Genomic DNA, 12,842 nt, shown 5'->3' with positions numbered 1-12,842 from the left:
TACGCAAAAAATATATGACTTGTCACGTAATTTTTTTTCTGCTTTGTTTCAGGATATTGGAGGAGAATGATGGCGCAGAGTGACCTCAGAGAAGTCAGCGGCAAAGATGATCGGATTCGGGCAAGGCGCTTGCGCGAGACCCAGAATATTTTTGCACGTCTTCCCGCGACTTACGCGGCTTCGCGCAAGCAAGGGCAGCAGATTCTCAAGCGCGCGGCGGGGCTCTCCATCGTGGAATGGCGCACGCTTTGGGACCTGGCCGAAGTTGGACCATTGACGATTCGCGAACTGGCTTTGATCCAGCGAACCGACCATTCTTTGCTGTCGCGCGCCTTGCCGGATATGCGCCGCAAAGGTCTGGTCGAGATGCGCCGGGACGAAGAGGATGGTCGGCAGACCATCGTCGAGCTGACCACCGCCGGGCGCGAGGCCTTTGATCAGGCGGCCCCCTTTATGAAGCGCCGACGCGAGGCCATGCGTGCGCAATTCACCCCCGATGAACTGGCGTTGTTTGCGTCCTTTCTGGATCGTTTCGACGACTTTCTGAGCCAGCCCATTGATGACTTTCTGAACGAGGAGTCCGCAGAATGACCACCCCGACCACCCCACAAGGGGCCGAGCGCCCCAATGTCTTGTGGATCATGGCAGATCAGCTGCGCTTCGATTACCTGAGCTGCTATGGCCACCCACATCTGCACACGCCGCATATTGATGCGCTGGCGGCACGTGGGGTGCGGTTTGAAAATGCCTATGTGCAATCGCCGGTCTGCGGGCCGTCGCGCATGTCGTCCTATACCGGGCGTTATGTGCGCAGCCATGGCTCGACCTGGAATGGTATGCCTTTGCGGGTGGGGGAGCCCACGATGGGCGATCACCTGCGCGAGGCCGGAGCGCGCGCCGTTTTGGTGGGCAAGACCCATATGACCGCCGATCTCGAAGGTATGGCCTGGCTTGGCATTGATCCCAAAAGCGAGATTGGCGTCAGCCGCTCGGAATGCGGCTTTGACCCTTATGAGCGCGATGACGGGCTGCACCCCGACAGCGCGCGTCAGAAATGGTCTGCCTATGATGATTACCTTGTCTCGCATGGCTTTGACTCGGACAACCCATGGGGGGATTTCGCCAATTCCGGCCTTGGCGATGATCACGAAACCCTGTCGGCCTGGTTGCTCAAGAATTCGCGCCTGCCCGCCAATGTGCCCGAAGAGCATTCGGAAACCGCCTATATGACTGACCGCGCGATGGATTTCATGCGCGACGCTGAGGCCGATGGCAAACCCTGGGTCTGCCATCTGTCTTACATCAAACCCCATTGGCCCTATATCGTGCCGGCCCCCTATCACGATATGTATGACGAGCGTCACGTGATCGATCCGGTGCGCTCAGAGGCTGAACGCGAGACGGATCACCCCTTGATGCGGGCCTATCTCAACGCGCGCGTCTGCCGTAGTTTTTCGCGCGATCATGTGCGTGAACATGTGATCCCGGCCTATATGGGGCTGATCAAGCAGTTGGATGATCATCTGGGGCGGCTCTTTGCCTGGATGGAAGAAACCGGAATCGCCAAGAACACCATCATTGCCTTTACCTCGGATCACGGGGATTACATGGGCGATCACTGGATGGGGGATAAGGATTTCTATCACCAGCAATCGGTCAAAGTGCCCCTGATCATCTATGACCCGCGCCCTGAGGCGGATGGCACGCGCGGCCTGGTGACGGATGCTTTGGTGGAACAGATCGACCTGGCCCCGACCTTTATGGCGGCGGCGGGCTGTCGCCCCAAGCCGTGGATCGTTGAGGGGCGCGATCTGACGCCGATCCTGCATGGAACCGAGGGGTTCTCGCGCAAATATGTGATAAGTGAGCATGATTATCACTGGTCGGACATGGCGCGCGAGCTGAACCAGCCACAAGAGGATGCCCATACCACTATGATTTTTGATGGGCGTTGGAAATACATCCGCTGCGAGACCTTCCGCCCGGTCCTGTTTGATCTGGAAACTGATCCGGATGAGTTGGTGGATGTCGGAGGTTCTGAGAGCGAGGAACATGTCGCCGTGCGGGCGCGCATGGAAGAGGCGCTTTTGGCTTGGTCGATGCGCCACCACGCCCGTATCACCGCCACGCCCGAGGTGCTGGCGCGTCAGAGCAAGGCCGCCGAGGGGGGTATCCTGATCGGGTTCTGGGACGAAGAGGAATATGAGGCGGTCACCGGCAAACCCTTTGCCAGCCTGACACCGGTCGGGCGGGGCGGGGCCTGATCCTAGTCACATGGAACCGAAACCCGCTACATAGAAAAAGGCAAACACACAGGTTCGCGCCCGGCACCAAGGGGCGGGGTCATGTTGAAAGCATGCCTCTGGCATGAGCGCGAACCGGATCGCAGGCGATCCGGGGACATCAATTCTATGACAAGAATTTCGGTTCTGGGCCTATACGGTGTTTGCAGTGCAAAGCCGGTTGAGGCGCGCCGGATCGGGATGCAGCGCGGCATTCGCGGCAATGGTGGACCAGATACAGGCCAAAAGCGCCTTGGTGCTGTCCTCAAGAAAGCCCTGCGCCAGGCTTGCCGGATCCTCGGCCGTTTTCAACGCGTCCCGGCTGGCCTGCCAGTTGGTGACCAAGGCTTTGATGCCGCTGTCGGGGAAGTGCGCGGCCTGCGCCAAAAGGAATGCTTCAAACGCATCGCCGGGGGCACTGGCGGCCAAACGGGTGGCCAGCATGCGTGCGTGAATGCCGTTGGCCCCTTCGTAGATCGCGGTGATCCGCGCGTCGCGATAGGTTTGCTCGACCCGGTATTCGCGCAGGTAACCGTAACCGCCCAGAACTTGCATGCCCAATTCGGCCGCGCGCATGCCCGCTTCGGTGCAATAGACCTTGGCCAGCGGGGTCAGGAACTCGACCAGATCGGGATTATCGCCCCGTTCCATCGTCACCAGCGCCAGATGGGCAATCGCGCGCCCGCCAATGGCAAGGCTATCGGCCTCGTCCAGCATGCGGCGCACATCGGCATGGTGATCCAGCGTGACCGGCTGCCCATCCGCCCCGCGCCCCTGCACCCGTTCCGCCGCATAGGTTGCGGCGATATCATGGGCGCGCGCCGCATGGGCCACCCCCTGCAGCGAGACATCAAGGCGGGCGTGGTTCATCATGGTGAACATGGCCGCCAGCCCCTTGCCTTCCTCACCGATCAGCTCGGCCTCGGCCCCGTCAAAGGCCAATTGGCAGGTGGGTGAGGCGTGCAGGCCCATTTTCTCTTCGATCCGGGTGACAGTCACGGCGTTGCGGCTGCCATCGGCGCGGGTGCAGGGGCAGAGGAACAGCGACAGGCCCTTGACCCCGTTATCCGATGTGCGCGCCAGCACCAGATGCAGGATACGTTCTGACAGGTTCTGATCGCCGCCAGAGATAAAGATTTTCTCGCCGGTGATTGTCCAGCTGTCGCTTTGTTCGGCGCGGCAGCGAATGCGCGACAGGTCCGAGCCAGCGCCGGGTTCGGTCAGGCACATGGTGGCGATCACCTCGCCCGAGGCCAGGCCGGGCATGTGGCGCGCTTGCTGATCCTGGGACCCAAAGCGGGTCAAGACCCGCGCAGCGCCGGGCACCAGACCGGTGACCATCTGCAAGGCGTGATTGGCCCCGGAAAAGATCTCGGAGGTGACGGCCAGTGTCAGCGCATCCATGCCCTGACCGCCATGTTCCTCGGGCAGGGTCAGGCTGGGCCAACCGGCTTCGGCGTAAGCCTGGTAGACTTCTGCAAACCCGTCCGGCATGGAAACACGGCCATCTTTCAGACTGCAGCCCTGCATGTCTCCAGGTTCGTCCAGCGGGGCGATTTCGCCCTCGGCAAATGTCGCAAAATGACCGCTGATTTCCGAGGTAAAATCAGCGTCGTATTCAGGGACATCAGCAGCCCCCGCCACGTGATTGAGCGAGAAGAGAATATCGTCCAACGGCGCTTGGAACGGTTTCATCGGATTATCCTTTCTTGGCAGCGTGGCAGGGGGTGCCCCGGGTGCTGTCTTAGTCGTTGAACGCGTCTTTCAGGAACGCGACCACTGGCGCGACCTCGGCATTGAAGAGATCACCGCCATGGCCTGCGCCCTCGACAATGCGCAGCGCCACCGGGCCGGATGCCGCGCGTTGTGTCATGGCGTCGTAAAGCCGTTCGGTTTGCAAAGGCGAAATGACAAAGTCCTGATCACCATGCACAAGCAATGTCGCGGGGAGCTCGGTGCCCTCGGGCAGGGTTTCGAGGAATTTCAAAGGGCTGGCCGCATCGGCAAGAGCGCGATTTTCAGGAACAGGTGCGCCTATCAATTGGCTTTCGGGTGTTGGTTCCTTGGCCAGGTCGCCGCGATCTTTGACATCATCTGCGGCCCGGTCTGGTATAATTTGATATAGATCGGAAGGCGCATACCAGGAGATCAGCGCATCCAGCGCCACGTCGCCGCTTGCCGCCTGATCAAAAGCGGCCCAAAGCGCCAGATGCGCCCCCGAGGATTGCCCCCAGACCGCCATATCGCCGTTATCATAGCCGTATTCATCCGCGTGATCGCGCACAAAGGTCAGGGCCGCGCGCAGGTCATCGCGTTGCGCGGGCCAAATGGCCTGATCCGAGAACGTGTAATTGATCGAGGCAATGGCGATGCCGGCGTCGTTCAGGGCAGTGATGCGATCGTAAAGCGCGATTTGGCTCTTGTCGTTGCGGAACCAGCGCCCGCCATGCACAAAGACCACAATCGGCGGGGTGTCCACATTCTCTGGCAGATAGAGGTCAAGCTGCTGCCGCGCACCTTCGCCATAGGCAATATCGAGATGGCTGTCCGCCATCACCGGACCTGCCACTGCAAGGGCTAGGCCCGTCATCCAACATGTGGTTTTCATGTTTACCTCTTGGATTAATCGACTTTGTAATAGGCAATCTCGACCGCAGAGGCGCGGCGGATACCGGCGCAGACAAACAGCGTGTGATTGACCCAGTCATAGCGCGCATCCCCGGTTTCGAGCCGCGCCGCCGTGCGCATGTAATAGGTCGAGGGATCGACCTCTTCGCCCGCGGCAAGGCGGGCCAGAACCTCGGGCGGGCCGTGGCGGGTGCCGATATTGACGATCTCGATCACCGCGCCATCATCGGTTTTCACCGCATAGCGCGTGTCGAGATGCGCGGCACCATCGGCAAAGATCGTTTGCCAATCGGCCCCAAGGTTCATCACCTCGCCGGTGATGTCTGGCCCCAGCGCCGCGCCGCCCACAATCGGGATGATGCGGCGCTGCCCTGCGCGTCCCGGTCCCAGCTCAATAGGAGCGGCCAATTCCACGCGGAGAGTAAAGGCATGAGACAGGGCAGGAACCGGGATCTGCATCAGTCTGCAATCCCCAAGAGGCGCGCGGCATTGCCCTTGATGATATCCTCGCGCAGGTGATCCTTGATGTCGATTTTCTCAAAATCGGACAACCAGCGTTCCGGCGTGATCATTGGCCAGTCAGAGCCGAACAGCACCTTTTTCTTTAGGATCGAATTGCAATAACGCACCAGGATGGGCGGGAAGTATTTCGGGCTCCAGCCGGACAGGTCGATATAGACATTGGGTTTGTGCTGCGCGACGGCCAATGCCTCTTCCTGCCAGGGGAAAGACGGGTGGGCGAGGATGATCTTGAGCTCGGGGAAGTCCACCGCAACATCATCCATATACATCGGGTTGGAGTATTTCAGCCGCATACCATTGCCGCCGGGCATGCCCGATCCGACACCGGTCTGGCCGGTGTGAAACAGGGCAATGCCGCCCTCTTCGGCAATCGCCTCGTAAAAGGGATAGGCCATGCGATCATTGGGGAAAAAGCCCTGCATCGTCGGGTGGAATTTGAACCCTTTGACGCCGTAATCCCGCATCAGACGCTTGGCCTCGCGCACGGCCATCTTGCCCTTCCAGGGGTCGATACTGCCGAATTGGATCAGAACATCGCTGTTTTCGGCAACCGCTTCGGCCACTTCGTCATTGTCATAGCGGCGATAGCCAGTTTCGCGTTCGGCATCGACCGGAAAGATCACCGCCGCGATGTTTTGTTCGCGGTAATGCGCGGCGGTCTGGTGGATGGTCGGCGGATGTTCCCAGGGCGCGCCAAAATAGCTGGCCATGGTGGATTGCAGGTCATCATAGCCGTCATCATCATGGCAGCCGCAGGGTTCTTCGGCATGGGTGTGAATGTCGATGGCCCGGACTTTGGACAGATCTACCATTTCAGTCTCCTAGAGCGTGGTGACAGCCGGGTCGGCGTCAGCATAAAGGCGGTTCAAAAGGTCGGCGCGGCGGGTCAGGACCTTGCGGAAGTTCAGGTTGCCCTTGGCTGTCATTTCACCGTCGGGCATGGAGGCGGGTTCTGACAGGACGATGGCCCGTACCACACGTGTCGAACTGCTGGCACCCGTCGCGGCATGGGCCGCCAAGCGCCGGTGGATTTCCCCCAAGAGCAAGGGGCAAAGGATCGCGCCATTGTCGTCTTGCAGGGCAAAACCTTCGGCCTCCAGCTCGGACGTGTTGGGAAAGATCATCACGCCGATCTCGTTTTTGTCGGCCCCGGTGATCACCAGATCCGCCGCCAGAGGAGAGAGGAGCGCCAGCATGTCGATCCGCAGCTGCGCCGCGCGCACCCAGGTGCCGGTCAGCAGCTTGAAATCCTCCGAGATGCGCCCGTCGAATTTCATACCCTTGTTCAAATCATCCAGATCAACGAATTTCATCGCATCGCCGGTGATAAAGAACCCTTCTTCGTCAAAGGCTTCGGCGGTCTTTTCCGGTGCTTCGAAATAGCCCGGCATTAGGTTGGGCCCTTTGACACGCACTTCGCAGCGCATGTCGTCATCCGGGATCAGCTTGGCCGTCACGCCATTCAGAGGCACACCAACAACACCGGAATTTTCGGTTGGTTCATGTTGCAGCATCATGGCTGGCGCGGTTTCGGTCAGCCCCCAAGAGGAGGTAATCAACGGGATCTCGCCCTTGGTCTCCATCGCCATCTGCTCAAAGCCCTGCCAGATATCTTGCGGCAGCGAGGCACCGGCGTAGAAAATCATATCCAGGTCTTCGAAAAAGCGTTGGCGCAGGGGCGCGTCCTCGCGCAGTGCGCTTAGCAGCATGGCAAAGCCAACAGGAACGTTGAAACACAGGGTGCCGGTGACCAGTGACAGGTTTTCGAGGGTGCGATCAAAGACGCCCTTCACCGGCTTGCCTTCGTCGATATAAAAGGTGCCGCCATTGGCCAGCATCATGTTGAAATTATGCGACCCGCCAAAGACATGGTTCCAGGGCAGCCAGTCAACAATGCGCGGTGGGCGTGCCCGCAAAAAGGGCATGGCATCGGCCAATTGCGCCTGGTTTGCACACATCATGCGATGGGTCGTCATCACCGCCTTGGGGCTTGAGGTCGAGCCTGAGGTCATCAGCAATTTGACCACGCTATCGGGGCCAACCTGCGCATGGGCGGCGTCGATATCGACGCTGTTGTCCCCCTTGAGCAATTCGTCAAATGGGGTGGCGCCGGGGCCGGGGCGCGAGGCGATGATCTCGATCCCCTCCAGCGCGTCCAGTGCCAATGCTTCGGCATATTGCGCGGCATCGACCACATAGGCCATGCGCGGGCGGACCAACTCGATCGCGTGGCGCAGGCGACCATGCGCGCCATGGATCAGCGAATATTGCTCGGCCACGGGGACGGTTGGGATGCCAACATATTGCGCGGCCAGGGCCAGCAGGCCGTGATCAACGCCATTGCCAGACATGATCAAGATCGGCGTATCCGGTCCCATGCCACGGGCCAGAAGGGCAGCGGCCAGATTGCGCACCTTGTCCAGCGTCGCGGCATAGCTTTCTTCGCGCCAACCCGCGCCATAGCGTTCGGCAATAAAGGTGCGGTCGGGGGCTTCGTCTGCCCAACGATGCAACCATTCGCCGGTTGTGTTGGCCACCGGGCTCAGCGGTTCGGCTGAGCGCAGCAAAATCGTCCCATCGGCGCGATCTTCGCGGGTCACGTTATGGGGTTTGAAATTCGAGGTCCGTTTCATGTGCCCCTCACCTTGGAAAGTGTTTCAATCATTGCGGCGCGCATATCGTCATCAAGCCCGACAAACAGCTTTGCTTCATGCGCTTGGACAGCGGCAACGGCCTGTTCACAAAGCCGTTTCCCCGCCAGTGTCGGGATCAGGGCATAGGCCCGGCGATCCGTGGGAACGCGGGTGCGGTTGATCAGCTCGCGGCGCTCCAGCTCGTCGATGATCACGACGAGATTGGGACGTTCGATATCCATGGCAGCGGCCAATTGCGTTTGGCTGAGGCCGGGATTGTCGCAGATCAGGACCAGCGCCGTATAGGTCAACATGCGCAGGTCAAAAGGTTTCAGGGTCGCGGTCAGATCCGCCTGCACCACGTTAAAGGCGCGTTTCATATGATAGCCCAGAAAGCGGCGCAGGGTCTCGTCGCTCACGCGGGTGGGCTGTTCGATGTCTTGTTCTGGTGCTGGCATAGTGTCACCGGAACTTGGGCGCGCGTTTTTCAAGGAAGGCTTTGAGCCCTTCCTCAGCGTCGGGCGTTGTCTGTGACAGGGCGGCGGCCAGGCTTTCGGTGAACAATCCGTCCGAATTCGACATGTCATTGATCCGGGGAATGGCCTGGATCATCAGATAGTTGGACAGCGGCGCATTGCGCGAGATTTTCCCCGCCAGTTGCTGAGCCAAGCCCAGAGCTTCGCCGTCGCCAACGGAATAATGCGCAAGCCCCAGCGACACACCTTCACCCGCGCCGTATTTGCGGCCTGTCAGCATCATCTCGGTCATGCGATCCGGCCCCAGCAGGCGACCAACATGGGCCGTTGCCCCACCGCCGACAAAGATGCCGCGACGCCCCTCGGGCAATTGGAAAATCGTTGAAGGTTCGGCAATACGCACATGGGTGGCCGAGGCCAGTTCAAGACCGCCGCCAATCACCGCACCAAACATGGCGGATACGGTGGCCAGACCGCCAAAGCGGATCTGATCCATCAATTTGTGCCACTTGCGCGAGTGATACAGGTTTTCCTCAGCAGAGCGGTGTACATGTTCAGCCAGATCAAGCCCGGAACAGAAATGGCCCTCGACACCGGTCAGAATGACCACGCGCAGACCTTCGGGCGGGTTGAAATAGAACTCTTCCAGTGCGTGCAGCAGCTCTTCGCACATGGCGTTACGCTTGCCAGGGCGGTTCATGGTCAGGGTGGCGATTTGATCGTCGACCTGGATGTTCAAAATGTCGGACATTTGGGCTCCTTTAGCGCGGCGGCAGGCGCGTTGCGCCATCCAGTCGGATGGTTGTTCCGTTCAGGTAGGGGTTTGAAATGATCTGCGCGGCCATCAGCGCATATTCCTCTGGTGCGCCCAAGCGGGCAGGGTGAGGAATATTCGACACGATCTGCGCGGTGACCTCGTCGGGCAGCGACTCCATCATCGGGGTGTTGAACAGGCCGGGGGCAATGGTCATGACCCGGATGCCAGCGCGGGCGAATTCGCGCGCGGCGGGTAGGCTCATCGACGCGATCCCGCCCTTTGAGGCCGCGTAGGCCGCTTGCCCCAATTGGCCATCCTGAAAGGCGACCGAGGCGGTGTTGACGATGACACCGCGTTCGCCCTCTTCCGGGTCAAGCTCCATCATGCGCCGGGCGGCGTGGGTCATGACGGCATAACTGCCGAACAGGTTGACCTCGAGCGTGCGGCGGAAGGTGTCAAAGCTGGTCTTGCCTTCGCGCCCGACGATGCGGGCGGCCGTTCCGATACCTGCGCAATTCACGGCGATCCGGGGCACGCCCAGGGCGGTTTCGACCTGAGCGATGGCGGCGTCCACGGCGGTTTCGTCGCTGACATCGACCTGCGCGGCGACACCGTCAATGTCCTGCGCGACGCGGGTGGCCTGTTCGATGTTGAAATCCAGAACGCCCACACGGGCCCCTTGGGCTGCCAGATGCCGCGCTGTGGCTTCGCCCAGACCGCTTGCTCCTCCGGTGACAATCGCCACGCTTCCCTCGATCCGCATCCGAGCTCCTCCATTGGGTGCAGTTCATAATAGGTATGATGTATAACTAAATTGGCGCGGCGGAGTCAATCATTAAACTTTACGTGTTAATCAGTGGCTTGGGCCTGTGGACACTTACCATAGACCATCAGTTTCAGTCCAAAATTGCTCAGTTCTAGGCATTTGAGCGCAGCACTAGCGGGCTAATGCGAGCGAAAATAACGACGAAATGAGCAATTTTGGCGAAACAGCAAAGCTGCGAGACCCATTTTGCCTCTGCCTTCGTTGATTTCCCCTACCGATCAACCAGATCGCTGCGGGAAAATCGCCTCGTCAATGGCAAAATGGGTCTCGCGCTGATGATTTATGGTGATTGTCTGCAGGCCCTAGAGCCTTGCGGGCGAGATCGAGAAATTGCGCGCGTTCTTCGAGGCTTAGCCCAGGTAGGATGTCATCTTGCAATTTGCTGACCACGGGCATGGCCTGGGTCAGCAGGGACTCACCCGCCTCGGTCAGGCGCACTTCGCGGGCTCTGCGGTCGCGTTTTGACGGAGTTCGGGCGACCAGATCCTTGGCCTCCAGACGGTCAATCACCCCGCCAATGGTGGCTTTGTCATAGGCAATCAGGGCGGCGATCCCGGCCTGATCCGCGCCGGGATTGGCGTGAATGGCATCCAGAGCGGCGAATTGCACCGGGGTCAGGTCAAGGCCCGCCGCCTTGATACGGGCGGCAAAAACCTGGGTCGAGCTTTGATGCAGGCGGCGGATCAGGTGACCAGCCATGTGCTGCACATGCGTGTGTTTCAATGACATGGGGGCAAAATAGCGGCTGGGAAAAAGGATGTACACATACTTGTTGACTCAATATAGTAAGTATAGTTACTAAATGCGTGACCCCAAGGAGGACAGCTCATGCAATATCATCTGAACGGTTTCACGCCCGGCGACCCCGATATCCTGCCCGCCGATCCGGCCAGGGCCCGGAAAACCCCTGAACTGCCGCAGAAAGTTGATGTGCTGATTGCGGGCTGTGGTCCTGCTGGGCTGTGTCTGGCGGCGCAACTGTCGCGGTTTCCCGAAATCGCGACTTTGATCGTGGAACCCAAAGCTGGCCCGATGGAAAAGGGCCAGGCTGATGGGATCAGCGTTCGTTCGATGGAGATGTTTCAGGCCTTTGGCTTTGCCGATAAGGTCAAACGCGAAAGCCTTTGGATCAATGAAACCACCTTTTGGACGCCGGACTCTGCCGATCCTTCGCAGATCATGCGGGCGGGGCGGGTGCAGGACGTGGCGGATGGCATTTCTGAAATGCCGCATGTGCTGATCAATCAGGCGCGGGTGCATGACATGTTTCTCGACATCATGCGCCATTCGCCATCACGGCTGGAGCCGAATTACCAGCTGCGCGTCATGGATGTGCAGGTCGATGCTGATGGGCAGGATCATCCGGTGACCGTGACGCTGGAACATACGGCCCCGGATCGCGCGGGCGAGACCGAGACGGTGCGTGCAAACTATGTCGTGGGTTGCGACGGGGCGCGCAGCAATGTGCGCCGCGCCATTGGTGGCACCCTGCATGGGGACGCCGCGCATCAGGCCTGGGGCGTGATGGATGTGCTGGCGGTCACGGATTTCCCTGACATCCGCATGAAGTCGATCATCCAGTCACAGGCGGGCAATATTCTGGTGCTTCCACGTGAGGGCGGCTATTTGCTGCGTCTGTACGTTGAACTGGACAAGCTGAACGAGGATGAGCGCGTCGCAGATCGCGGCCTGGACATTGAGGATATCATCGCCAAAGCGCAGGCAATTCTCAGCCCCTTTGCCTTTGAGGTCAAAGAGGTGGTGTGGTGGTCGATCTATGAAATTGGGCATCGCTTGACCGACCGGTTTGACGATGTCTCTGCCCCCGAAACGTCCACCCGCACGCCGCGCGTGTTCACCGCCGGGGATGCCTGCCACACCCATAGCCCAAAGGCGGGGCAGGGGATGAATGTTTCGATGGGTGACACGTTTAATCTGGGGTGGAAGCTGATTTCGGTGCTGACGGGCCGCGCGGATCCGGCGCTTTTGCACAGCTATTCGCAAGAGCGTTGGGGCGCGGCCAAAGCCTTGATCGATTATGACCACGCCTGGTCCCGCGCGGTCAGTGCGCCGTCGGATGCCGGGGGTGACATGCCTGCGGTGCAGCGTAAATTCATTGAGGGCGGGCTGTTCACCGCCGGATTGACCGTCACCTATGCCCCATCCCGGTTAATCGGCACGGCGCAGTGGCAGGAGCGTGCGGCGGGGTTTGAGCTGGGGGCGCGGTTCCATTCGGCCCCGGTGGTGCGTCTGGCCGATGCCAAGCCCATGCAACTGGGTCACACGGTTGAGGCCGGACGGCGTTGGACCCTCTTTGCCTTTGCGCCAAAGGAGGATGCGCCGCTGCGCGAGCTGTGCGATTTTCTGGCCGATGATCCGATGTCGCCGCTAAAGGTGCATCGCCGCCCGCAGGAGGATATCGACACTCTGATCGACCTGCGCGCCATCTATCAACAGGGTTTTCGCGATTTGGAGCATACGCAAATGCACCCTTTGCTGCGCCCTTTGAAAGGTCGCCATGGGCTGTGTGATTATGAAAAGGTCTTTTGCGCCTCGACCCTGCCGGGTGAGGACATTTTTGACCTGCGCAAGATCGACCGTGACCAAGGTTGCCTGGTGGTGGTGCGCCCGGATCAACATGTCGCGGCCATATTGCCATTGCAGGCGCATCAGGACTTGGCCCGCTTTTTCGCAGGTATTTTCCTGAAGGTTTGAAAG

Annotated in this window: 12 protein-coding genes; 3 read left to right on the top strand and 9 right to left on the bottom strand. The window is 59.9% G+C overall.

Annotated elements, in window-relative coordinates; genetic code table 11:
- Nucleotides 1-69 precede the first annotated feature (69 nt).
- Nucleotides 70-591, top strand: a complete 522-nt coding sequence (locus CLV87_RS03110; RefSeq protein WP_166652651.1) for a MarR family winged helix-turn-helix transcriptional regulator — start codon at nucleotides 70-72, stop codon at nucleotides 589-591.
- Complete coding sequence (locus CLV87_RS03105; protein ID WP_099243492.1) at nucleotides 588-2,264, top strand: sulfatase-like hydrolase/transferase; 1,677 nt, start codon at nucleotides 588-590, stop codon at nucleotides 2,262-2,264. The genes CLV87_RS03110 and CLV87_RS03105 overlap by 4 nt, the downstream gene beginning before the upstream one ends.
- A gap of 171 nt (nucleotides 2,265-2,435) precedes the next feature.
- Here the strand turns inward: CLV87_RS03105 and CLV87_RS03100 are convergent, their stop codons facing one another.
- The 9 genes from CLV87_RS03100 to CLV87_RS03060 all read right to left on the bottom strand — a co-directional run bounded on the left by CLV87_RS03100 (nucleotide 2,436) and on the right by CLV87_RS03060 (nucleotide 10,823).
- Nucleotides 2,436-3,977 carry an acyl-CoA dehydrogenase family protein gene (locus CLV87_RS03100; RefSeq protein ID WP_099243493.1) on the bottom strand — a complete coding sequence of 514 codons (1,542 nt, stop codon included), beginning with the start codon at nucleotides 3,975-3,977 and terminating at the stop codon, nucleotides 2,436-2,438.
- Nucleotides 3,978-4,026: 49 nt separating this feature from the next.
- The gene (locus CLV87_RS03095) at nucleotides 4,027-4,890 is read right to left on the bottom strand and encodes an alpha/beta hydrolase (RefSeq protein WP_208293324.1); all 864 of its coding nucleotides are present in this window, start codon (nucleotides 4,888-4,890) and stop codon (nucleotides 4,027-4,029) included.
- A gap of 14 nt (nucleotides 4,891-4,904) precedes the next feature.
- Nucleotides 4,905-5,369, bottom strand: coding sequence for a DUF3237 domain-containing protein (locus tag CLV87_RS03090; RefSeq protein WP_099243494.1), 465 nt, complete (start codon nucleotides 5,367-5,369; stop codon nucleotides 4,905-4,907).
- A complete protein-coding gene (locus tag CLV87_RS03085; RefSeq protein WP_099243495.1) occupies nucleotides 5,369-6,244 on the bottom strand; it encodes an amidohydrolase family protein in 876 nt (291 codons plus the stop codon). Before CLV87_RS03085 ends, CLV87_RS03090 begins: the two co-directional genes overlap by 1 nt.
- A gap of 9 nt (nucleotides 6,245-6,253) precedes the next feature.
- The gene (locus tag CLV87_RS03080; RefSeq protein ID WP_099243496.1) at nucleotides 6,254-8,065 is read right to left on the bottom strand and encodes a feruloyl-CoA synthase; all 1,812 of its coding nucleotides are present in this window, start codon (nucleotides 8,063-8,065) and stop codon (nucleotides 6,254-6,256) included.
- Nucleotides 8,062-8,523: a MarR family winged helix-turn-helix transcriptional regulator gene (locus CLV87_RS03075; RefSeq protein WP_099243497.1), complete on the bottom strand. Its 462-nt coding sequence runs from the start codon at nucleotides 8,521-8,523 to the stop codon at nucleotides 8,062-8,064. The genes CLV87_RS03080 and CLV87_RS03075 overlap by 4 nt, the downstream gene beginning before the upstream one ends.
- A gap of 4 nt (nucleotides 8,524-8,527) precedes the next feature.
- The gene (locus tag CLV87_RS03070) at nucleotides 8,528-9,292 is read right to left on the bottom strand and encodes a crotonase/enoyl-CoA hydratase family protein (RefSeq protein ID WP_218012913.1); all 765 of its coding nucleotides are present in this window, start codon (nucleotides 9,290-9,292) and stop codon (nucleotides 8,528-8,530) included.
- Between the two features lie 10 nt (nucleotides 9,293-9,302).
- Nucleotides 9,303-10,061, bottom strand: coding sequence for an SDR family NAD(P)-dependent oxidoreductase (locus CLV87_RS03065; protein ID WP_099243499.1), 759 nt, complete (start codon nucleotides 10,059-10,061; stop codon nucleotides 9,303-9,305).
- Nucleotides 10,062-10,373: 312 nt separating this feature from the next.
- Nucleotides 10,374-10,823 (bottom strand): MarR family winged helix-turn-helix transcriptional regulator, encoded by a 450-nt coding sequence (locus CLV87_RS03060; protein WP_208293323.1) that lies wholly within the window; start codon nucleotides 10,821-10,823, stop codon nucleotides 10,374-10,376.
- A gap of 129 nt (nucleotides 10,824-10,952) precedes the next feature.
- On the opposite strand from CLV87_RS03060, the gene CLV87_RS03055 reads away from it, so the two are divergent.
- Nucleotides 10,953-12,839, top strand: a complete 1,887-nt coding sequence (locus CLV87_RS03055; RefSeq protein ID WP_099243500.1) for an FAD-dependent monooxygenase — start codon at nucleotides 10,953-10,955, stop codon at nucleotides 12,837-12,839.
- The last annotated feature ends 3 nt before the right edge of the window (nucleotides 12,840-12,842 follow it).

The sequence above is a fragment of the Pelagimonas phthalicica genome (genome assembly GCF_004364805.1).
Lineage (GTDB): Bacteria > Pseudomonadota > Alphaproteobacteria > Rhodobacterales > Rhodobacteraceae > Pelagimonas > Pelagimonas phthalicica.
The sequence above is the reverse complement of the archived record's forward strand: the minus strand, read 5'-3'. Positions and strand labels throughout refer to the sequence as shown.

Excerpts from the sequence above, each read along its gene's own strand:
- CLV87_RS03095 (WP_208293324.1), bottom strand. The coding sequence starts at position 4,890 with ATGAAAACCACATGTTGGATGACGGGCCTAGCCCTTGCAGTGGCAGGT.
- CLV87_RS03055 (WP_099243500.1), top strand. The coding sequence starts at position 10,953 with ATGCAATATCATCTGAACGGTTTCACGCCCGGCGACCCCGATATCCTG.
- CLV87_RS03080 (WP_099243496.1), bottom strand. The coding sequence starts at position 8,065 with ATGAAACGGACCTCGAATTTCAAACCCCATAACGTGACCCGCGAAGAT.
- CLV87_RS03090 (WP_099243494.1), bottom strand. The coding sequence starts at position 5,369 with ATGCAGATCCCGGTTCCTGCCCTGTCTCATGCCTTTACTCTCCGCGTG.
- CLV87_RS03060 (WP_208293323.1), bottom strand. The coding sequence starts at position 10,823 with ATGGCTGGTCACCTGATCCGCCGCCTGCATCAAAGCTCGACCCAGGTT.
- CLV87_RS03105 (WP_099243492.1), top strand. The coding sequence starts at position 588 with ATGACCACCCCGACCACCCCACAAGGGGCCGAGCGCCCCAATGTCTTG.
- CLV87_RS03065 (WP_099243499.1), bottom strand. The coding sequence starts at position 10,061 with ATGCGGATCGAGGGAAGCGTGGCGATTGTCACCGGAGGAGCAAGCGGT.
- CLV87_RS03070 (WP_218012913.1), bottom strand. The coding sequence starts at position 9,292 with ATGTCCGACATTTTGAACATCCAGGTCGACGATCAAATCGCCACCCTG.
- CLV87_RS03085 (WP_099243495.1), bottom strand. The coding sequence starts at position 6,244 with ATGGTAGATCTGTCCAAAGTCCGGGCCATCGACATTCACACCCATGCC.
- CLV87_RS03110 (WP_166652651.1), top strand. The coding sequence starts at position 70 with ATGGCGCAGAGTGACCTCAGAGAAGTCAGCGGCAAAGATGATCGGATT.
- CLV87_RS03075 (WP_099243497.1), bottom strand. The coding sequence starts at position 8,523 with ATGCCAGCACCAGAACAAGACATCGAACAGCCCACCCGCGTGAGCGAC.
- CLV87_RS03100 (WP_099243493.1), bottom strand. The coding sequence starts at position 3,977 with ATGAAACCGTTCCAAGCGCCGTTGGACGATATTCTCTTCTCGCTCAAT.